This window comes from Paracoccus sp. R12_2, from assembly GCF_017744015.1.
GTDB lineage: Bacteria > Pseudomonadota > Alphaproteobacteria > Rhodobacterales > Rhodobacteraceae > Paracoccus.
Genome location: NZ_JAGHRA010000002.1, coordinates 275,850 through 297,423, shown reverse-complemented (window position 1 = coordinate 297,423; position 21,574 = coordinate 275,850). Strand labels below are relative to the sequence as shown.

Here is a 21,574-nt window from a genome sequence, read left to right as displayed (position 1 = left end):
CCCGACCCGCCCCGGCATCGCCAGCGCGGCGGCGGTGGCCGAGGATAACGCGCCCTCGCGCGGCATGCCGGGCGACGAGCACGGCCGCGCCGTTCCCGCGCCGCCTTCGGACGCGGTGCTGGCGGTGCGCGATCTGCGGATCAGCTTTGCGCAGGAAGGCCAGATCATTCCCGCCGTGAAAGGCGTCAGCTTTCACATCGGCAGGGGCGAGACGGTGGCTTTGGTGGGCGAATCCGGGTCGGGCAAGTCGGTCACGGCGCTGTCCACCGTGCGGCTTCTGGGCGAATCGGCACTGGTCGAAGGCTCCGTCCAGTATGAGGGACGCGAGATGATCGGCGCGCCAGACCGCGTCCTGCGCGACATTCGCGGTAACGATATCAGTTTCATCTTTCAGGAACCGATGACCTCGTTGAACCCGCTGCACACGCTGGAAAAGCAGCTTTCGGAAAGTCTTGCGTTGCACCAGGGGCTGACCGGGGCGAAGGCGCGGACCCGGATCGTCGAGTTGCTGACCCGTGTGGGAATCCGCGACCCCGAAACCCGGCTGGCCGACTATCCTCACCAGTTGTCGGGCGGGCAGCGCCAGCGCGTGATGATTGCGATGGCGCTGGCCAACGGGCCGGACCTGCTGATCGCGGACGAACCGACCACCGCGCTGGACGTGACGATTCAGGCGCAGATCCTTGATCTGCTGGCAGAACTGAAACAGGCCGAGGATCTGTCGATGCTGTTCATCAGCCACGATCTGGGCATCGTGCGCCGTATCGCGGACCGGGTCTGCGTGATGAAGGATGGCGAGATCGTCGAACAGGGCCCGGTCGAGGCGATCTTTTCCGATCCCCGGCACGATTATACCCGCAAACTGCTGGCGGCCGAGCCGACCGGCGTTGCCGATCCGGTTCCCATGGACGCCGAAACGATGGTCACGACCGATGATCTGAAAGTCTGGTTTCCGATCCAGCGCGGCCTGCTGCGCCGGACCATCGGTCATGTGAAGGCGGTCAACGGGGCGACGCTCAGCGTGCGGGCGGGTGAAACGCTGGGGATCGTGGGCGAATCCGGGTCGGGCAAGACCACGCTGGCACTGGCGATCATGCGGCTGATCGAAAGCGATGGCCCGATCCTGTTCATGGGGCAGGACATCGCGGGCTGGAACGGCAAGCAGCTGCGCAGGCTGCGCCGCGACATGCAGATCGTGTTCCAGGACCCGTATGGCAGCCTGTCTCCGCGCATGACGGTGGAACAGATCATCGCCGAGGGGTTGGGCGTCCATGGCATCGACAAGACCAGCGATCGGCGCAAGCTGGTCGCCGAGATCATGGCAGAGGTCGGACTGCGTCCCGAAACCATGCACCGCTATCCGCATGAATTCAGCGGCGGCCAGCGTCAGCGGATCGCGATCGCCCGCGCCATGATCCTGCGTCCCAAGGTGGTGGTTCTGGATGAGCCCACCAGCGCGCTGGACATGACGGTTCAGGTTCAGATCGTCCAGCTTCTGCGCGGCTTGCAGCGGAAATACGGACTGGCCTTCCTGTTCATCAGCCACGATCTGCGGGTGGTGCGCGCGATGTCGCACCAGATCATGGTGATGCGCGCGGGCGAGGTTGTCGAACAGGGCGATGCGGCGCGGATATTCGATGATCCCCAAAGCGACTATACTCGGACCCTTCTGAAGGCAGCCTTTGCGGATCGTTCATGAAAATCCTGTTCGTCCACCAGAACTTTCCCGGTCAGTTCCCCCATCTTGCGCCCGCGCTTGCCAAGCGCGGTCACGAGGTTCTTGCGCTGACCGATGAAAAGAACGAACGCACCGGGCCGGTGAAGACGGTCCGCTACAAGGCGCCCGAGCCTGTCCAGACCAACGGCGTGCTGGGGCGCAGCTATTCCAACCATGCCGAGCGTGGCTTGCTGGCGGCGCGCGGTGCGCGTGCGCTGCGCGACCGGCATGGGTTCACCCCCGACCTGATCATCGGCCATACCGGCTGGGGCGAGACGCTGTTCCTGCGCGAGATCTGGCCTGACGCGCGGCTGCTGGTCTATGCCGAATTGATGTATCGCACGCGCGGCCATGATGTCGGTTTCGATCCCGAGATTCACCCGGACAGCGACGAGGGTCGTTTCATGACCGTCGCGCGCTCGGCCCATCTGATCCAGGGGATCGTGCAGGCGGATGCGGCGATCGCGCCCACCGTCTATCAGGCCGACAGTTTCCCACCCGAATTGCGCGGAAAGATCACCGTCATTCACGACGGAATCGACACGTCGCGCGTGAAACCCGTTCCGAACGCGTGGCTGGAACTGCCGGGCGGGCAGCGTCTGGACGCGGGCGACGAGGTGATCAGCTTCGTGTCACGGTCGCTAGAACCCTATCGCGGCTTTCACATCTTCATGCGTGCGCTGCCGCAGGTGCTGGCCGCGCGCCCCGAGGCGCAGGTGGTGCTGGTCGGCGGCGACGGGGCCAGCTATGGCGGCCTGCCGCGCAACGCAAAAAGCTGGAAGGATGTGATGCTGGCCGAGTTGGGCGACCGGCTGGATCTGGACCGGGTACATTTCGTGGGCCGGCTGCGCTATCCGGACTATCTGGCGTTGATCCAGCTTGCGCGGGTCCATTGCTATCTGACCTATCCGTTCGTTCTGTCCTGGTCACTGACCGAGGCGTTGGCGGCAGGCGGCTATGTGGTGGCGTCCGACACGGCACCGGTGCGGGAACTGATCAAGGACGGCCAGAACGGAAGACTGGTGCCATTCTTCGACGTGCCGGCGTTGTCGGACGCGCTGATCCGGGGATTGCAGGGCGACCCCCAGGCCGAACGCCTGCGGGAGGCCGCCCGCCAGACCATTCTTGACGGCTATGACCTGCATCGCCACAGCCTGCCGCGTCAGATCGAATGGGTGGAAAGCTTCGATCCGATGCGCTAGAAACCGCGCTCTGGCAGACGAGGCGCAAAGATGGTCGAGATCCGGCTGACGAATACCCGCACACGCAAGAAAGAGGCGTTCGCGCCGCTGGATCCCCGCAATGTCCGGCTGTATCTGTGCGGCCCCACCGTCTATGACCGCGCGCATCTGGGCAATGCGCGGCCGGTGCTGGTCTTCGACGTTCTGGTCCGGCTGCTGCGGCATGTCTATGGCGCCGGTCATGTGACCTATGTGCGCAACTTCACCGATGTGGACGACAAGATCAATGCCAGGGCGGCAGCGACCGGCCGGACGATCCGCGAGATCACCGAGGAGACCATCGGCTGGTATCATGCCGACATGGACGCCCTTGGTGCCGAACGCCCCGACCACGAGCCGCGCGCGACCGACTATATCGCGCAGATGATCGCCATGATCGAACAGCTGATCGCCAGCCGCCACGCCTATGCGGCGGAAGGTCATGTGCTGTTCGACGTGCGGTCGTTCGCGGAATATGGCCGTCTTTCGGGTCGCTCGGTCGATGACATGATCGCGGGCGCACGGGTCGAGGTCGCGCCCTTCAAGCGCGATCCGATGGATTTCGTGCTGTGGAAGCCCTCGGACGCGGGTCAGCCCGGATGGGACAGCCCCTGGGGCCATGGGCGGCCCGGCTGGCATATCGAATGCTCGGCGATGGCGGCGGCGCTGCTGGGGCCGTCCTTCGACATCCATGGCGGCGGCATCGACCTGCAATTTCCCCATCACGAGAACGAGGTCGCGCAAAGCTGCTGCGCGCATCCCGACGCGGATTTCGCGCGTTTCTGGCTGCACAACGAGATGCTGCAGGTCGAGGGCAAGAAAATGTCCAAGTCCCTGGGCAATTTCTTCACCGTCCGCGATCTGCTGGACCGCAAAGACAGCGAGGGCGGCGGCGTCCCCGGCGAGGTGATCCGTTTCGTGATGCTTTCCACGCATTACCGCAAGCCGATGGACTGGACCGAATCCAAGGCGGCCGAGGCCGAAGCGGTGCTTCGGCGGTGGCATGGTCTCGTGGCGGGCATCGAACCCGCCCCGAGCCCGGCGCCCGCCGTCATCGCCGCACTTGCCGACGACCTGAACACCGCGGGCGCGATCGCGGCGTTGCACGAGCTTGCGGGGCAGGGCGATCTGCCGCTGTTCCTTGCATCGGCGCAGATGATGGGACTGTTGCTGCCTGAGATGGGCGCCTGGGCCGAAGCGGGTGACGACGCGGCGGCGCTGATCGAGGCGTTGCTGGCCGCGCGGGCAGAGGCCCGCAAGCAGCGTGACTTCGGCCGGGCAGACGCGATCCGCGATGGCTTCAAGGCTGCCGGTGTCGAGGTCAAGGATACCGCGGGCGGCGCCGAATGGTCCCTGTCGCCCGGCTATGATGCTGCGCGGCTGGCCGAACTGGCACGCGTGGTGGGCGCGTGACGCTTGAGGCCTGCACCGAGATCCTGCGGCAGCAGGATCCCGACCGCTTCGGCGCGGTGCTGGTCGCGGCCCCCGAACACCGCCCGGCGCTGGTCACGCTGTATGCACTGAATCTTGAAATCGCCCGCGCGCCGTTCCAGTCGGCCGAACCGATGCTGGCCGAGATGCGGTTGCAATGGTGGGCCGACCGTCTGGCCGAGATGGGGCGCGGCACCCCGCCGCCCTTGCACGATGTGCTGACCCCGCTTTGGGAGGCATGGGCCGAGGGTGCGGGTGAGCTGCTGCCGCTGGCCGAGGCACGGCGGCGCGATTGCGCGCGCGAGCCACTGGCCAGCACCGAGGCTGTCGTTGCCTATGTCGATTCGACCGCCGGGGCGTTGATGTGGCTGGCCGCACATCGTTTGGGTGCCCCCACCGCGGCCCGCGGCGTGGTGGCCGATCACGCGCTTGGGGCCGGGCTGGCCGCGTGGCTGCGCGCGCTGCCGCGACTGCAGAAGCTGGGCTTGGGCCTGGACGGCGCGCGTGCCGAGGACGTGCGGCGATTGACCGAGATCGCACGGGAATCGCTGCGCCGTGCCGCCCGCGGACGCCGCGCAGTGCCCGGATCCGCTGCCGCCGCGCTGTATCCCGGCCCCCGCGTGCCGCGTTTTCTGATCGAGATACTGCGCGGCAATATCGACTGCTTTGTCGAAACGCCCGAGATCTCTCCGTTTCAGCGCCGTGCGTCGCTGGCGCGCCTGGCCCTCAGCGGGCGTTGGTGGCGATAGACGCGCAGACGACTTTTCTCTTTTCATCGCGCGTTCGCTGTGGAAGGAATTGAGAAAAGAGCCCGCCGGAACCTCGGGCCGACAGGGAAGCAGACATGGCAAGACGCGGTTTGGATGCGGAGGCGAAGCAGGGGCTGACCCTGATTGCGCCGCCGTTTCTTTATGCCCTGCTGGTGCTGGCCGCGCCGGTCCTGACGATCCTCAGCTACAGCTTCCTGAAGGACGGCTATCTCGAGGTGATCCGAGAGTTCACCTGGGCGAACTATACGCAGGTCTTCACCGATCCCATCGTGCGAACGGTGATGCTGCGATCGCTGTTCGTGTCGGGGCTGGTGACGCTGGTGACGGTCGTTCTGGCGTTTCCGGTGGCGTACTATGTCAGCTTCGTGGTCCGCCCGGAACGCAAGTCCATGTGGCTGTTCCTGATCACCATACCGTTCTGGACCAGTTATCTGATCCGGGTGTTTCTGTGGAAGGTGATCCTGGGATATAACGGCGTCATCAACTCGTCGCTGACCGGCCTTGGGATCATCGACGAGCCGCTGACCTTCATCCTCTACAATGTGAACGCGATGGTCCTGACGCTGGCCCATGCCTATGCGCCCTTCGCGATCCTGCCGATCTTCGTCGCGCTGGAAAAGATCGATCGTTCGTTGCTCGAGGCCGGGCGTGACCTTGGCGAAAGCCGGTTGATGACGTTCTGGCGGGTCACCTTGCCGCTGGCGATGCCGGGGGTGATCGCGGCGACCCTGATCGTGTTCATTCCGACCATCGGCGACTATGTGACGCCCGAGGTGATCGGCGGCGGCAAGATCCCGATGATCGCCAACCTCATTCAGGTGCAGATGCTGGCGCTGGACAACAGGCCGCTGGGATCGGCGCTGGCGGTGACGGCGATGCTGATCGTGGCGGCGGTCAGCGTGGTGTTCCTGTTCGTGAACCGTCGTTTCCTGAAGGTGCGTCAATGAGACCCGGAGCGTTCGATGGCAGCGGTCTGCGGATCTACACGATCATGTATCTGCTGTTTCTTTATGCGCCGATCGCGCTGTTGCCGATCTTCGCGTTCAATTCGGGCACGATCATTGCCTTTCCGCTTCAGGGCTTCACCACTGGCTGGTTCACTCAGATGTGGGAAAACGCGACGCTGCGCAGGGCGCTGGCCAATTCGCTGACCATCGCGGTGTCCTCGGCGATTCTGGCGACCTGCCTTGGGATTTTCGCCGCCCGCGCCTCGACCAGGTTCGAATTTCCGGGAAAGGGCGGCATCATGGGGCTGATCATGGTGCCGATGGTCCTGCCCGAGATCATCGTGGCAATGTCGCTGCTGGTGGTGCTTCTGGGCGTGGGGGTCAACCTGTCGATCCTGACGGTCATCATCGGCCATACGCTGATCTGCATGCCCTACGGGATCGCGATCCTGTCCACAGCGTTTTCAACCCTCGACAAGTCGCTGGAAGAGGCGGCCTATGACCTGGGCGAAACGAAATGGGGTGCGTTCCGGCTGGTCACCCTGCCACTGGTCATGCCGGGGATCATTTCGTCTCTGCTGATCTCGTTCACGATCAGCCTTGATGAATTCATCATCGCGTTCTTCCTGTCGGGCAACGAACCCACGCTGCCCACCTATATCTTCAGCCAGCTTCGTTTCCCCAAGCAGATCCCGACGATCATGGCGCTGGGAACGGTGCTGGTCGCGTTGTCGATCGTCCTTCTGGCGGCCGGCGAGTATTTCCGTCGCCGCGGCATCGCGAAGATCGGCGGCAAGGACACCGGAGGCTTTCTGTGAGCGACGACCCCAAGGCCATGATCGAATGTCAGGCGGTGCAGAAATACTATGGCGACTACCACGCGCTGCGGGGCATCGACCTGACCATCCGGGCGGGTGAGTTCTTTTCGCTTCTGGGGCCGTCGGGCTGCGGCAAGACCACGCTGCTGCGCGTGATCGCCGGGTTTGAGGATATCTCGTCTGGTGCGGTGCTGATCGACGGAAACCGGATGGAGGACGTGCCCGCGAACAAGCGGCCGACAAACATGGTGTTTCAGTCCTATGCGATCTTTCCGCATCTGACGGTGGCCGAGAATGTGGCATTCGGCCTGCGCCGCGATCCGCGCGGCAAGGACGAGAAGGCGAAACTGGTCGAAGAGGCGCTGGGGATGGTCGGCCTCAAGGGCTATGGGGCGCGCGCGGCACATGCGCTGTCGGGCGGCCAGCGTCAGCGGGTGGCACTGGCCCGCGCGCTGATCCTGAAGCCCAAGGTCCTGCTGCTGGACGAACCGTTATCCGCGCTGGATCGCAAGATGCGCGAGCAGATGCAGGTCGAGCTGATCAAGCTGCAGCGTCAGGTCGGCATCACCTTCGTTCTGGTCACCCATGATCAGGAAGAAGCGCTGGTCATGTCCGACCGCATCGCCGTGATGTTCGAGGGCGAGATCGCGCAGCTGGACGGGCCCGAGGCGCTGTATGCCCGGCCCGCGAACCGGCGGGTCGCGGATTTCATCGGCGTCATGAACTTTCTGCCCGCGCGCATCCTGAACGACTTGCCGGACGGCGGCTTCCGGGTCGAGGTGGCCGGGCTGGGCGAGGTCGATCTGCCCGCCCGCCAGGTCAGCCGCGCGAACCCGGACGACGAAGGCGTAATGGTCGGGTTCCGTCCCGAGACGATGACCCTGATCGGTCCGGGGCAGTCCCACAACCAGGCCAGGGAAACCGCGGCGACCATCGACGAGGTCGTGTATTACGGCGACATGACGTATTACGATCTGCGATTGGACGGATCAGCGCGACTTGATGGCAACCCGCGCCCCGTCCGGATCTCGATGCGCAACGTCTTTGGCCGTGATGTGCAGGATGTCGGAACCCGCACGCGCCTGGCATGGTCACCCGGATCGCTGGTTCTGTTCCGCTGAGGCCCGACAGAAAACCGCGGGATCAGGTTCAGGATGGCCGCGGGTTCAGGCTTGCCTGAACTTTTCGCGGCAAGCTTTTGCGAATGTTGTCGTAACTGACCAGAATTCTGTGGCGCAGCTCATCTTCGGGGCAGTCCAGCGGCAACTCGACCCAACTGCGGTGGAAATAGGCGGCGCGCCGTGCGGGGCCTGCCTCGATCAGCATTTCTGCCGTTTCGATCCCGTCGGTCTTGACCGCGACCGCCTCGTTCATGGCGCCGATCAGTGCGAAGATCTTGCCGCCGATCTTCCAGCAATCATGTCCGCCGCCCCACGGGTCGCTGACCTCGGCGCCCGGCAGGTCGGCGCAGATCCTGTTGACGGTGGCGCGGGTCATGGCGTCTCTCGGGGTTGCAGCCGGATCAGGATGCCGTCGCGCCCGCGCACGGTCAAGCGCGCGACAGGAACGGGCGCCTGTTGGCCCGGCGACATACGGAATGCCGCAGTGATGCGCGCCAGCATGACCACACCTTCCAGCATCGCCAGACCCGCACCCGGGCAGGCACGCTGACCCGACGAGAAGGGAACATAGGCGTCCCGCGCGCTGGACCTTCCTTCTTCTGTGCTCCAGCGGGCGGGGTCGAACATGTCGGGACTTTGCCACAGTCTTTCGTGGCGATGCAGATGCCATGGCGACAGGACAAGCTGCGCGCCGCGCGGTACGGCGCGGTCCCGAAAACACTCGGGCTGCGCTGCCTCGCGCACCATCATCGGCACCGGCGGGTACAGGCGCAGCGTCTCGCGGAACACGGCACGTGTCGCCTTCAACGCGCTTACGGCGGAAAAGTCCGGGGTCAGGGCGCGACCCTCGGCGGCCACGCGATCCTGCCAGTCGGGGTTCGCCGCCAGCAGCCACAGCGCCCATGCCAGCGCCGATGCACTGGTTTCATGGCCCGCCAGAAAGAAGATTGCGACCTGATCCACCATCTCAGCGCCGTCAAAGCAGTGCCCGGTTTCGGGATCGGGCGTCGTCATGATCTTGGTCGCCAGATCGTCAGGCGCGGTTCCGCCCGCGATGGCCTGAAGGCGGCTGTCCACCAGATCCGCGATCAGTCCGCGAATCTGCGCCGCCGTGGCGCGCGTCCGACGCGAATGCCAGCGCGGCACCCACGTCGGCAGCGGCATCAGGGCGGCAAGGTTGACGATCGGCTGAGCCTCTTGATGGGCACGGAACGCGTGGAACACGCGCGCCGCGATCCGATGTTCGATCGGTAGCGAGAACAGCGCCCGGAAGATGACATCGGCGGCAGCGTGGCTGGTTTCCGGTTCGATGTCGATTTCGCCGGGATGCAGCCGCGCGATGGCCGCATCGGTGGCGTTCCAGATCGCCGGAAACAGTTCGCGCAGCCGACCACCTTCGAAGGCAGGGTCGATGATGCGGCGCTGATGCGCCCATTTGGCGCCGTTCGTCACGAAGACGGAATTGCCCAGCAGGGGCGCCAGCCCCTCGCGCAGCCTATCGGATTTCGGGAAATCGTTCGGACGATCCTGCAGGATCAGCTGGACCAGGGCAGGATCGTTGCATACGAAGCTGTGGATCAGCGGGCTTCGGAATTCCGCCATCCATGCCCGGTAAAGACGGGCGGGCAGGGCCGACAGAAGGTCGCGCCGAAACGCGAGCGCCAGACGCCAAACGGAACCGCGCCCTTCACTTGAACGAGGTTTCGGCGGGATCATCACGCGACGCCCCGTCCCGCAGGCCGCGTGATGCGACCGGGGGAATGCGGCCGATGCGCGAAACGCTGCGCCAGCGACAAAGGACCGCTGGTGATGGCGAAGTAATCATAGTCGCCGGGTCGGTCGAAGGCGCACAGATACTGGAAATGCAGCCGGAACCAGCGCCATTTCAGTTTCTTTTGTTCTTCGGCGGACAGGGTCTGAGTGAACGCGGCCGACATCACCAGCGGCCAACGCTGCGCCGGTCCGGCGACGCCGGTCACCGCGACCGGATCGCACAGTCCAAAACAGCAGGCATCGCCGGGCGCGCTGACATCCAGCCAGAAGATCTCGGGGCATTCGGACAGAAACGCCAGATCCGCGCGCAGCCTGTCTGCGCGCGGAAGGAACGAGGCCATCGGCACCACATGCCCCAGCGTCAGCAGGGACAGGGCGGGACCGTCTGGTCGCAGCCCTCCCGCGCGGATCACGTCGGCCAGCAGCGATATGGCCAGATACGCGCCCGAGGAATGCCCGACCACCAGCACCTCGTCCACCTCCTCGGCCAGCGCGTTGGCCAACCGATCGGCGAATTCGGCCAGCCGGGCTTCCAGCGCGCCCGGATAGGCGCCGCCATGGCGGGCGGTGAACGCATAGTCATGCATCAGGTAATAGGCGAAGATCCTGTTATCGATGCGCCGGAACCCGACCAGCACCGCCCATATCATCGCCAATCCGACCGGCACGCCCAGCCACCAGCCCGCAACCTCAGCCCCCAGCCATGCCGCAGCCGATGCGGCCAGCAGGGCGATGATCGCCTGAACCAGCAACACCGCGATCGGATACAGAGCCGCCAGAACCGGCCCGCGCCGCAAGCGCATCAGCCTGAACAGAGCCCCCGACCCGATATAGGCCCAGGCCGTCGTGACCAACTGAAGATAGGTGCCCGCGATGCCGCGCTGCATCGAATCCTGAACCAGATCGTCCCAAACCAGCACCTCGAATACAGCGTCGGCGGTGCCGTCCGCGAAGGCGCCATGGCTTTGCCAGCCGAATCCGACCGTTCGCGGCCGCGAAGTCATCTGGATCCTGTAGCCCGAGACGCGCGCCTGACGCGCCGCCTCGCGCCGATACAGTTCGCGATAGCGACGGGGCGGAATGGGATCGAAGCCGGGGATGTACAGGATCTGTCGGCGAAATGGACGCGTCATCGAATTCCTCATTGACACGCGGTAGTCTAGGAAAAATCCATGCGTCGGCAAGTCGTCGATCAGCGGTCGGACCAGCGCTGCTCGTGCGCCTCGATGGCGGCGATTCGGCGCGCGGTGGGCGGATGCGACAGAAGCCAGGCCGGCGCGCCGGCGCCGCGATTGCCGGACAGGGCGTCCAGCTTGCGAAACAGGGATTTTTGCGGCTCGGTCCCGAAACCCGCGCGGGTCATCAGGGCACTGGCGAACCGGTCCGCCTCGAATTCGTCCTGGCGCGACAGGCGTGCGGCAACCGCGCTGGCGACCATGCCCGCGATCCACGTTCCGAATCCCGGCAGGAACCGGCCCAGAATGCCGGCCAGGGCCAGCCGAATGGCATTCTGACCTGCGAAATCGATCATCCGGCGCCGGGCGTGGCCATGCGCCACATGGCCCAGTTCATGTGCGATCACGCTGGCAAGTTCTTCGGGGGTGACCTCGCAGGCATCCAGCTTGCGGATGAAGCCGCGCGTCAGAAAGATCCGCCCGTCGGGTGCGGCAAGACCGTTGACCGGCTCGACCTCGTAGATATGCGCCTTGACCGGCGGCAGGTCCATCGCCTCGCCCAGACGTTTCAGCATCGGCGTCAGGCGTGGATGGTTCAGCGGCGTCGATTTCTCGTTCAGTTCCTGCTTCAGGCGCCATGCGGAAAAGAACCACATGACGGCAAGATAGGCGATAAGCAGCAGGATCGGGGTCAGTTTCAGCATGTCGTCATATGTGGGGCGGCGGCGCGTGGGGATCAATCATGCATTTCGCGTCCCGCGGGCGATATCAGCAGGACGTCGTCCTTCGGTGCCACGCGCGGCGGATCAGCCAGAACAGCGCCGCCAGCGTCGCGCCGATTGCCACTGCCTTCAACGCCGCCGATTCGGTCCGGTGAACCTGCCGTCCAAGCACATGCCCGGCCAGCAGATGCAGGGCTGCCCATAACGCTTCGCCGGCCGCCGATGCGGCGACGAAACGCGGCAGCGCAATGCCGGACGCACCGGCGACATAGTTCATCGGCGGCCCCAATGGCGTCACAAGCCAGCGCGACAGGAATACCGCCAGCGTGCCGCGCCGTTCCAGCAGCCCGCGCGCCCGGTCCATGGCCCGCGCCGTGCGATGCCCGATCCGGCGCAGCCGCGGCCCGATCCGGCGCAGCCGCGGCTCGATCCGGCGCGCAAGCAGGAATGCCGTCGAGTCCCCCATCGTGCCGCCCAGGGCGGCGGCGATCATCAATTCTGGCAGTTGCAGATGGCCGGTGCCCGTCAACGCACCCGCCGTCAGCAGCAGGAACGAGGTCGGAACCGGGATCATCATGCATGACAGGAAGGCCGAGACCGCGACGATCCACGGTCCCCATTGCGGCAACAGGGCCAGCAATTCGGCTTTCATCTCAGTACGCGCATCGCCTGGGTCAGCCCGTCCAGTGTCAAAGGCATCATCCGGTTCTCGAAGATCTGTCCGATCATGGCGATCGATTGCGTATGACGCCAGTGTTTTTGGGGGACCGGGTTCAGCCAGACATGGTCGGGCCAGGTCTGGCACGCGCGGCGCAGCCAGGTCTCGCCGGTTTCGGGGTTCCAGTGTTCGTTGGCACCACCCGGCGCGACGATTTCATAGGGCGACATCGAGGCGTCGCCCACGAAGATGCATTTGTAGTCGCTGCCAAAACGATGCAGCACATCCCATGTCGGGGTCTGCTCGGCCCATCTGCGGCGGTTGTCGGTCCACACGCCCTCATAGAGACAGTTGTGGAAATAGAAGAACTGCATGTGCTTGAATTCGGCGCGCGCCGCGCTGAACAATTCGTTCACCAGCCGCGTGTGATCGTCCATGCTGCCGCCCACATCCAGAAACAGCACCACCTTGACGGCGTTGTGGCGTTCCGGCCGCGTCTTCACGTCGATATAGCCGTGTTCGGCGGTCGAACGAATGGTGGCGGGCAGGTCCAGTTCGTCCTCGGCGCCGTGTCGCGCCCATTGCCGCAATCGCTTCAACGCGACCTTGATGTTGCGGGTGCCCAATTCCACACTGTCGTCGAAATCGCGAAATTCGCGCTTGTCCCAGACCTTGACGGCGCGGCGGTGGCGGCTTGTGTCCTGGCCGATCCGCACGCCCTCGGGATTGTATCCATAGGCCCCGAAGGGCGAGGTCCCCGCCGTGCCGATCCATTTGTTGCCGCCCTGATGACGGCCCTGCTGTTCGGCCAGACGTTCGCGCAGTTTCTCCATCAGCTTCTCGAAACTGCCGCTGCCCTCGATCTGCGCGCGCTCCTCATCGCTGAGCAGCTTTTCGGCCAGTTTTTCCAACCATTCCCTGGGGATGGCCTGTTCATGGACCAGCGCTTCGACCGGGACCGCTTCAAGACCTGCGAAGCTTTCGGAAAAGGCGCGGTCGAAGCGGTCCAGATGACGTTCGTCCTTCACCAGCGCCAGACGGGCGAAGTGATAGAAACCGTCGACCGTCCAGCCGGTCAGACCGGCGCGCATGCCGGCCATCAGGTCCAGCCATTCCCTCAGCGACACCGGGACCCCGTTTCGCCGAAGCGCGTCGAGGAACGGCACGAACATCAGATCATCCGGTCGATGATGACGGTGACCAGGACGCCCGCGACACCAAGGGCCATCGCGAAGCCTGCAGCATACTGCAACCGGTCGCGGGTGTCGCCGCCCAGTTGCCCCGCGCGACGCCAGCCAAGGACTGCGCCAAGAAGAAGCGCTGCTAGTATGATCATGGCTGCCTCTGTTGATCTTTCCTGCCAGCAGATAGACCGTGGGGAAATTGCGCGCAACCGCCCGGCGATTCGCGGTGCTGCGCGGGCAGGGTACTGAGAGGAAGGCGACATGATCCAACTTGACCACATCCGTCAGACGATCCGCGAATTGCATCTGGGCGACGAAGAACAGCTGATCGCCGAATTGATGCGCGACCTTGCCCCCGATGAACCTGCCCGCATCCGCATCGCCGCCAGTGCCGCCGATCTGGTCCGCGCGATCAGGTCCGACCGCAAGCCGGGCATGATGGAAGTGTTTCTGGCCGAATACGGTCTTTCGACCGAAGAGGGCGTGGCGCTGATGTGTCTGGCCGAGGCCCTGCTGCGCGTGCCCGACGCCGAGACCATGGACGAACTGATCGAGGACAAGATCGCGCCGTCCGAATGGGGGCAGCACATGGGCAAGTCGTCCTCGTCGCTGGTCAACGCCTCGACCTGGGCGCTGATGCTGACGGGCAGGGTGCTGCGCGACGATCAGTCGCCGGGGATCGCAGGCCATCTGCGCAACGCCATCCGCCGCCTGGGCGAGCCCGTGATCCGTACCGCCGTTCACCGCGCGATGCGCGAGATGGGTCAGCAATTCGTGTTGGGCGAGACGGTGAAATCCGCCATCAAGCGCGGTCGCGAAAGGGTCGAGCAGGGTTATACATACAGCTACGACATGCTGGGCGAGGCGGCGCGGACCGAAAGGGATGCCCGCGCCTATCAGGCTGCCTACGAGGGCGCGATCAAGGCACTGGCCGGCGAGGCGAACAAGGGCGATATCCGCGACAATCCCGGCATTTCGATCAAGCTGTCGGCACTGCATCCGCGATATGAGGAAACCCAGCGGGATCGCGTGATGGCCGAACTGGTGCCGGTGGCCCTGCGCCTGTGCCGGATGGCGAAAGATGCCGGGATGGGCCTGAACATTGACGCCGAAGAAGCGGACCGGCTGGACATCTCGCTGGACGTCATTCAGGCGGTTCTGTCGGATCCTTCCCTGGCCGGATGGGACGGCTTCGGCGTCGTCGTCCAAGCCTATGGCAAGCGCGCCAGCGCGACCATCGACTGGCTTGATGCATTGGCCGAAAGACTGGACCGCAAGCTTATGGTCCGGCTTGTCAAGGGCGCCTATTGGGATACCGAGATCAAGCGGTATCAGGTCGAGGGTCTGCCCGGCTTCCCGGTCTGGACCCACAAGCCCGCGACCGACGTGGCCTGGATCTGCTGTGCGCGGAAACTGCTGGACAGCCCGCGCATCTATCCACAATTCGCAACCCATAACGCCCACTCCGTCGCCGCGATCCTGGAACTGGCGGGCGATGATCGGAACTTCGAATTTCAGCGTCTGCATGGCATGGGCGAGGCGCTGCACGACATCGTCAAGACGCGCCACAAGACCCGCTGCCGCATCTATGCGCCGGTCGGCGCGCACGAGGATCTGCTGGCCTATCTGGTTCGCCGCCTGTTGGAGAACGGCGCGAATTCCAGCTTTGTGAACCGCATCGTCGATGAGGATCTTCGCCCCGAGGATGTGGCGCCGGATCCCATTGCCGAATGGCAGGCGGCGGCCGGCACGCCAGCGCGCGGCGTGGTTCGCCCGGAAAAGCTGTTCGCACCCGACCGCGCGAACTCGAAAGGTTTCGATCTGCGCGATCCTCTGGAACTGGCGCAGATCGAACAGGCGCGTGCGCCATGGGCGGACCACCGGTGGCAGGGTGGCCCGCTGCTGGCTGCGGACCGTGACGGCGCGGACCGCGATACGATCGAACAGGTAAACCCCGCGCGCCCGAACGATCGGGTGGGGCAGGTGGGTTATGCCTCGCCGCAGGATATCGACGCTGCGCTGAACGCCGCCGGACCTTGGCAGGACGCCCCCGAGCGCCGGGCCGAGGTGTTGCGCCGCGCCGCCGATCTTTACGAGGAACATTATGGCGAGATGTTTGCCCTGATCGGTCGCGAGGCGGGCAAGTCGATGTTCGACGCCGTGGCCGAACTGCGCGAGGCGGTGGATTTCCTGCGCTACTATGCGAATTTCGCCACCGCAGACGCGCCGCGCGGGGTGTTTACCTGCATTTCGCCCTGGAACTTCCCCCTGGCGATCTTTACCGGCCAGATCGCCGCGGCTTTGGCCGCGGGCAACGGCGTGCTGGCAAAGCCGGCCGAAACCACCAGCCTGATCGCGTGGCGGGCCACGCAACTGCTGCACGACGCAGGGGTGCCGCGTCACGCCCTGCAATTGCTGCCTGGCGAGGGGCGTGTGGTCGGCACCGCGTTGTCCAGCGATGCGCGCGTGTCTGGCGTATGTTTCACCGGATCGCTGCCGACGGCGCAGGCAATCAACCGGGCGATGGCCGAAAACCTGTCGCCGGATGCGCCGCTGATCGCAGAGACCGGCGGGTTAAACGCAATGATCGTCGATTCGACGGCACTGCCCGAACAGGCCGTGCGCGACATCCTGGCCAGTTCGTTCCAGTCGGCTGGCCAGCGCTGCTCAGCGCTGCGCGTCCTCTATGTCCAGCAGGATGTCGAGGACAAGATCCTGGAAATGCTGCACGGGGCGATGGATGAGTTGCGGATGGGCGATCCGTGGCATCTGGAAACAGATGTCGGCCCGGTGATTTCGTCCGCGGCCAAGCAGGGGATCGAGGATCACATCGCCAAGGCGCGCAGCGATGGCCGCATCCTGCACCGGCTGAAAACCCCGGGGCGCGGTCACTATGTCGCGCCTGTCACCATCCGCGTGAACGGGGTCGAAGACATCGAGAAGGAAATCTTCGGTCCGGTTCTGCATGTCGCGCGGTTCGATGCAAGCGACCTGGATCGGGTTCTGGGTGCGGTCAATGCCTCGGGTTATGGGTTGACCTTCGGGCTGCATACGCGGATCGACGACCGGGTGCAGCATGTCGACAGCCGTCTGAATGTCGGCAACCTGTATGTGAACCGTAACCAGATCGGCGCCATCGTCGGCAGCCAGCCTTTCGGCGGCGAAGGGTTGTCGGGGACCGGACCCAAGGCCGGCGGGCCGCATTATGTCCCGCGTTTCCGCGCGGTTCAGATCTCTCGCAAGCCGTCCGTGGCCGGTGACGAGGCCGATCCAGTTCGGATCCAGAAGGATCTGGACGGCGCACTGACCGATACCGCGACACCGCGCGAGACGGTCGTCCTGCCCGGACCGACCGGGGAATCGAACCGCCTGACCACCCATTCGCGCGGCACCGTCCTGTGCCTTGGTCCGAATGCGGACGAACAGGCAGCCATTGCCGCGTCGCAGGGCTGCGCGGCGGTCGTCGTGGGTGGGCATCTGGACGCCAATGCGTTGAAATCGCTGTCCGGCATGGCCGTGGTGGCGTTCGACGGCCCCGAGGAACAGGCCCGCCACTATCGGCAGGCGCTGGCGGCGCGCGACGGGATCATCGTCCCGCTGGTCTGTTCGGCCGAGCTGGCGTCCTATGCGATCCTTGAACGCCATCTCTGCATCGACACGACTGCATCGGGGGGCAACGCCTCTCTGCTGGCCGCGGCGGAATGACATGACGGAGAAGCGGGGCGCGGCACTGGCGCCCCGCCGCATCCTGCCCTAGCTTTCCGTCAGGATTTCGGGGGGCAGGATGCAGGATTTCGGCGAATATGATTACATCATTGTCGGCGCGGGGTCGGCCGGGTGCGTGTTGGCCAACCGGCTGTCGGCCGATCCCAGGAACCGGGTCCTGCTGCTGGAAGCTGGCGGAAGCGACAACCGGCTGTGGGTGCATGTTCCGGTCGGCTATCTCTATGCCATGGGCGACCCGACGCTGGACTGGTGTTACCAGACCCAGCCCGAGCCCGGCCTGAACGGGCGTCGGCTGAGCTATCCGCGCGGGCGGGTGCTGGGCGGCTGTTCCTCGATCAACGGCATGATCTACATGCGCGGGCAGGCGGCGGATTACGACCGCTGGCGACAGATGGGCAATGCAGGATGGGGCTGGGATGATGTGCTGCCCTATTTCCGCAAATCGGAACGGCACTACGAACCCGGCAGCGATCTGCACGGCGACCAGGGCGAGCTGAGGGTCGAACGACAGCGGCTGAACTGGCCGATCCTTGATGCCGTCGCCGAGGCCGCGCAGGAACTGGGCTTGCCCGCCTGTACCGACTTCAACTGCGGTGACAACGAAGGCGTGGGTTATTTTCCGGTCACCCAACGCGCAGGCTGGCGCTGGAACGCGCGCAAGGCATTTCTTGATCCGGCCAGACGCCGCGCCAATCTGCGCATCCAGACCAACGCCCAGGTCAGCCGACTGACATTCGAGGGACGGCGTGCGACCGGCGTGATCTTCTCGCAAGGTGGACAAAGCTGGCACGCGCGGACCGGGTTCCAGATCGTGCTGGCTGCCGGTGCGATCAATTCGCCCGCGATCCTTGAACTCAGCGGGATCGGTCAGGCGCAGCGCCTTGCCGATCTGGGGATCCCGACAGTCCTGGATCTGCCGGGCGTGGGTGAGAACCTGCAGGATCACCTGCAACTGCGCACCGTCTTCCGCATCAGCGGGGCGCGGACGCTGAACGACAGGGCCAGGACCATCTGGGGCAAGGCCGGAATTGCGCTGGAATATGCGCTGCGCCGGTCGGGTCCGATGTCGATGGCGCCCAGCCAACTGGGGATCTTCGCGAAATCTTCCGACGCGTTCGAAACGGCGAATATCGAATATCATGTCCAACCATTGTCGCTGGAAAAGTTCGGTGACCCGCTGCATGATTTTCCGGCGCTGACCATCTCGGTGTGCAATCTGCGCCCCGAAAGCACCGGGCACAGTCATGTCACCTCATCCGATCCGGGTGCCGCGCCTGCCATCGCGCCGGGCTATCTTTCGACAGAAGGAGATCGACGGGTGGCCGTCGAAAGCCTGCGCCACGCGCGGCGGCTGATGCAGACGCGCCGGATGGCGTCGTTCAACCCGCAAGAGATGAAACCCGGCGCAGATCTGCAATCAGACGCAGAGCTTGCCCATGCTGCGGGCGATGTCGGCACCACCATCTTCCACCCTGTGGGCACCACGCGCATGGGACAGGATGCGGGCGCGGTGGTCGATCCGCAACTGCGCGTCAACGGGATCGACGGATTGCGCATCGCGGATGCCGGGGTCATGCCGTCGATCATCTCGGGCAACACCCATGCGCCGGTCACGATGATCGCCGAAAAGGCGTCGGACCTGATCCTGGCGGTCGCGCGGCGCGGCTGATCGGCCTGTGCCGATCAGGCCGTCAGCATGGCCCGGATCGCATGCCAGCTCGCTTTCGGAGTGCGCGTCATCGTGTCGTAATCCACATGAACAAGGCCAAAGCGCGGCCCGTAGCCGAAGGCCCATTCGTAATTGTCCAACAGCGACCAATAGAAGAAGCTGCGCAGGTTGACCCCTGCGTCCAGCGCCGCGCGTGCCGCCCGCAGATGCCCGGCGATAAAGTCGATCCGGGCTGCGTCTTCGATGATGTCGGCGCCCGCCGCCAGCGCCATGCCGTTTTCGGTGACGTGGATCGGCAGATTTCCGACATGATCGCGCGACAGCCGGATCAGGAACTCGGACAGGCCCTCGGGGCGGATTTCCCAGCCCATCTGGGTCTTGGGCAGCGGACCGTCGGCCGCTTCACTGCCCGGCCAAAGCCCCGGCGCCGGGCCGTGCAGCTTGCGCGTATAGTAATTGACGCCCAGCCAGTCCAACGGCGCAGCGATCAGGTCCATGTCCCGTTGCCAGCCATCCGGCAGATGCGGTTCGATCCCCTTCAGCGCGGCCTGTGGATAACCCTGACCGCAGAGGGCGCGAATGAACCACTGATTGTAGATCGCATCCTGTATCGCTGCGGCATCTTCGGCCTCGGGGCTGTCATCGACCGGATGGGCGGTCTCGAAGTTCAGGACGATGCCCAGGTTGCCCGCGCCCTCGGCGCGCAAAGCCTGCATCGCGGTGCCGTGGGCCAGCAGCACATGATGCATCGCGCGGCTGGCCGCGCGGATGTCGCGCAGGCCGGGCGCATGATGGCCCAGGAAATGCGACAGCCATGCGATGCACCACGGCTCGTTCAGGGTTGCGGTGCTGGCGACACGATCGCCAAGTCGCGCGTGAACGGCGCGCGCATAATCCGCGAACCACGACGCGATATCGCGGTTCCGCCAGCCGCCCAGGTCGGCCAGCGCGGCGGGCAGATCCCAGTGATACAGCGTCGGGAACGGCTGCAGCCCACGCGCCAGCATGCCGTCCACGAGACGGTCGTAGAAATCCAGCCCTTCGGAATTGAGATGCCGTCCGTCGGGCATGATCCGCGCCCAAGAGGTCGAAAAGCGATAGGCGTCGAAGCCAGCGTCGCGGACCAGATCCAGATCGGTTTGCCAACGGTGAAAATGATCGCAGGCGGTCGCGCCGCTGCTGTGGTCTTGGATGTTTCCCGGCGTCGCGGCGAAGCTGTCCCAGTGCGACGGACCCGCACCCCCGAACCGGGAACCTTCGATCTGATAGGCGGCGGTTGCGGCGCCGAAGACGAAATCCTGCGGAAAATCCGTGCGACGTGGCAGCATGTTCCCTCCATCCGTTTGTGCCATCACGCTGCCATGCCGTGCCTGTCTGTGGAAGAGGGTTTCCTTGCTGGACATCGCGCCCGCTGCAATGTTCGATACCCCTTCATGAACGAGGGGGAAACAAGATGCGTCACGCAATCCTGATCGCGGCACTCTGCGCAGGTCCCGCGGCTGCCTATGAGCCGCTGGTTGAGAAACAGGAATTCACCTTGGCCGATTTCACCACCCGCGGCGGCGAGGTGATCGGGCAGATGCGACTGGGTTATGAAACATACGGGACCTTGAATGCCGACCGGGACAACGCCATCCTGATCCCGCATTTCTTCAGCGGCAACAGCCACGCCGCCGGCAGATACGCGGCCGACGACGCGGCACCGGGATACTGGGATGCGATCATCGGATCGGGGAAACCCATCGATACAGACAAATGGTTCGTGGTATCGGTGGACAGCCCCGTCAATCTGGCGGCCCACGACCCCAATGTCATCACGACGGGACCGGCCAGCACGAACCCGGACACCGGAAAGCCGTGGGGCATGGATTTTCCGATCCTGACCATCGGGGACTTTGTCGATACGCAAAAGGGCCTGATGGACCAGTTGGGGATCCAGACATGGCATGCGGTCATGGGGGCCTCGATGGGCGGTTTGCAAAGCTATGAATGGGCTGCAAGCTATCCCGATCGGCTGACGCGCGTGATCCCGGTCATCTCGTCAGGGTGGGCCGACGCCGACCTGATCGCATGGCTGGACGTCTGGGCCTCACCCATCCGCCTGGACCCGAACTGGAACGGCGGTGACTATTATGACGGGGATGCGCCCGAGGCGGGCTTGGCCCAGGCGCTGAAGATCGTCACCCTGCATGCGCAGTCCGCCGAATGGTCGAACGGAACCTTCGGTCGCGACTGGGCGCTGGCCGACCGTGATCCGGCCACGGATTTCGCGAACGAGTTCGCCGTCGTCGACACACTGAATGCCGCCGGTGCGGCAAGGGCGAAGACCTCGGATGCCAACCATTTCCTGTATCTGGCTAAGGCCAATCAGCTGTTCGTCGCGGGCCACCCCGAGGAAGGGCTGTATCAAGGGCTGTTGGATATAGATGTGCCGGTGATGTTGATCCACTCAGACGAGGATCTGGTCTTTCCGGGAAACGCGGTGCGCGAGACAGGGGCCATCATCAAATCCGACGGAACGCCGGTCGAGATGGTCGAGATCGAGGGCACCCGCGGTCATCTGGACGGTGTTCTGAACATCGCTCAAGCCGGAGACCGTATCCGCGCCTTTCTGGAGGCCGAGTAGGTCGTTGGCCCCAAGCC

At 64.8% G+C, this 21,574-nt stretch carries 18 protein-coding genes; 10 read left to right on the top strand and 8 right to left on the bottom strand.

Annotated elements, in window-relative coordinates; translation table 11 throughout:
- Positions 1–64 precede the first annotated feature (64 nt).
- The 7 genes from J7359_RS04070 (at position 65) to J7359_RS04040 (ending at position 8,024) form a co-directional block, all read left to right on the top strand.
- Positions 65–1,699, top strand: a complete 1,635-nt coding sequence (locus J7359_RS04070; RefSeq protein WP_209055340.1) for an ABC transporter ATP-binding protein — start codon at positions 65–67, stop codon at positions 1,697–1,699.
- Positions 1,696–2,919: a glycosyltransferase gene (locus J7359_RS04065; RefSeq protein ID WP_209055248.1), complete on the top strand. Its 1,224-nt coding sequence runs from the start codon at positions 1,696–1,698 to the stop codon at positions 2,917–2,919. The genes J7359_RS04070 and J7359_RS04065 overlap by 4 nt, the downstream gene beginning before the upstream one ends.
- Positions 2,920–2,949: 30 nt before the next feature.
- On the top strand, positions 2,950–4,350 hold the full coding sequence (gene cysS / locus J7359_RS04060) for a cysteine--tRNA ligase (protein ID WP_209055247.1): 1,401 nt from the start codon (positions 2,950–2,952) through the stop codon (positions 4,348–4,350).
- Complete coding sequence (locus J7359_RS04055; RefSeq protein WP_209055246.1) at positions 4,347–5,117, top strand: squalene/phytoene synthase family protein; 771 nt, start codon at positions 4,347–4,349, stop codon at positions 5,115–5,117. The genes cysS and J7359_RS04055 overlap by 4 nt, the downstream gene beginning before the upstream one ends.
- Positions 5,118–5,212: 95 nt before the next feature.
- A complete protein-coding gene (locus J7359_RS04050; protein ID WP_209055245.1) occupies positions 5,213–6,085 on the top strand; it encodes an ABC transporter permease in 873 nt (290 codons plus the stop codon).
- Positions 6,082–6,903 (top strand): ABC transporter permease, encoded by an 822-nt coding sequence (locus J7359_RS04045; protein WP_209055244.1) that lies wholly within the window; start codon positions 6,082–6,084, stop codon positions 6,901–6,903. The genes J7359_RS04050 and J7359_RS04045 overlap by 4 nt, the downstream gene beginning before the upstream one ends.
- 17 nt (positions 6,904–6,920) lie before the next feature.
- Complete coding sequence (locus J7359_RS04040) at positions 6,921–8,024, top strand: ABC transporter ATP-binding protein (protein WP_209055339.1); 1,104 nt, start codon at positions 6,921–6,923, stop codon at positions 8,022–8,024.
- Positions 8,025–8,052: 28 nt separating this feature from the next.
- On the opposite strand, the gene J7359_RS04035 is transcribed toward J7359_RS04040, so the two are convergent.
- The 7 genes from J7359_RS04035 to J7359_RS04005 form a co-directional block, all read right to left on the bottom strand.
- Positions 8,053–8,400, bottom strand: a complete 348-nt coding sequence (locus tag J7359_RS04035; protein WP_209055243.1) for an MmcQ/YjbR family DNA-binding protein — start codon at positions 8,398–8,400, stop codon at positions 8,053–8,055.
- Positions 8,397–9,740, bottom strand: coding sequence for a cytochrome P450 (locus J7359_RS04030; RefSeq protein WP_209055242.1), 1,344 nt, complete (start codon positions 9,738–9,740; stop codon positions 8,397–8,399). The genes J7359_RS04035 and J7359_RS04030 overlap by 4 nt, the downstream gene beginning before the upstream one ends.
- Positions 9,740–10,930 carry a hypothetical protein gene (locus tag J7359_RS04025; RefSeq protein WP_209055241.1) on the bottom strand — a complete coding sequence of 397 codons (1,191 nt, stop codon included), beginning with the start codon at positions 10,928–10,930 and terminating at the stop codon, positions 9,740–9,742. The genes J7359_RS04030 and J7359_RS04025 overlap by 1 nt, the downstream gene beginning before the upstream one ends.
- Positions 10,931–10,989: 59 nt before the next feature.
- Positions 10,990–11,676, bottom strand: coding sequence for a M48 family metallopeptidase (locus J7359_RS04020; protein WP_209055240.1), 687 nt, complete (start codon positions 11,674–11,676; stop codon positions 10,990–10,992).
- A 64-nt stretch (positions 11,677–11,740) separates the two neighbouring features.
- Positions 11,741–12,346 (bottom strand): VTT domain-containing protein, encoded by a 606-nt coding sequence (locus tag J7359_RS04015; protein ID WP_209055239.1) that lies wholly within the window; start codon positions 12,344–12,346, stop codon positions 11,741–11,743.
- The gene (locus tag J7359_RS04010) at positions 12,343–13,524 is read right to left on the bottom strand and encodes a VWA domain-containing protein (protein ID WP_209055238.1); all 1,182 of its coding nucleotides are present in this window, start codon (positions 13,522–13,524) and stop codon (positions 12,343–12,345) included. The genes J7359_RS04015 and J7359_RS04010 overlap by 4 nt, the downstream gene beginning before the upstream one ends.
- Positions 13,524–13,688 carry a hypothetical protein gene (locus J7359_RS04005; protein ID WP_209055237.1) on the bottom strand — a complete coding sequence of 55 codons (165 nt, stop codon included), beginning with the start codon at positions 13,686–13,688 and terminating at the stop codon, positions 13,524–13,526. Before J7359_RS04005 ends, J7359_RS04010 begins: the two co-directional genes overlap by 1 nt.
- Before the next feature lie 109 nt (positions 13,689–13,797).
- Between J7359_RS04005 and putA the strand changes: the two genes are divergently transcribed.
- Together putA and J7359_RS03995 are read left to right on the top strand one after the other, a co-directional pair.
- On the top strand, positions 13,798–17,241 hold the full coding sequence (gene putA / locus J7359_RS04000) for a bifunctional proline dehydrogenase/L-glutamate gamma-semialdehyde dehydrogenase PutA (RefSeq protein WP_209055236.1): 3,444 nt from the start codon (positions 13,798–13,800) through the stop codon (positions 17,239–17,241).
- Positions 17,242–17,320: 79 nt separating this feature from the next.
- Positions 17,321–18,931: a GMC family oxidoreductase N-terminal domain-containing protein gene (locus tag J7359_RS03995; RefSeq protein WP_209055235.1), complete on the top strand. Its 1,611-nt coding sequence runs from the start codon at positions 17,321–17,323 to the stop codon at positions 18,929–18,931.
- Positions 18,932–18,945: 14 nt separating this feature from the next.
- On the opposite strand, the gene J7359_RS03990 is transcribed toward J7359_RS03995, so the two are convergent.
- Positions 18,946–20,259, bottom strand: coding sequence for a GH1 family beta-glucosidase (locus J7359_RS03990; protein WP_209055338.1), 1,314 nt, complete (start codon positions 20,257–20,259; stop codon positions 18,946–18,948).
- A 125-nt stretch (positions 20,260–20,384) separates the two neighbouring features.
- Here J7359_RS03990 and J7359_RS03985 point away from each other — a divergent pair, with 125 nt between their 5' ends.
- Entirely contained in the window at positions 20,385–21,557 is a 1,173-nt protein-coding gene (locus tag J7359_RS03985; RefSeq protein WP_209055234.1) for a homoserine O-acetyltransferase, read from the top strand.
- Positions 21,558–21,574: the final 17 nt, after the last annotated feature.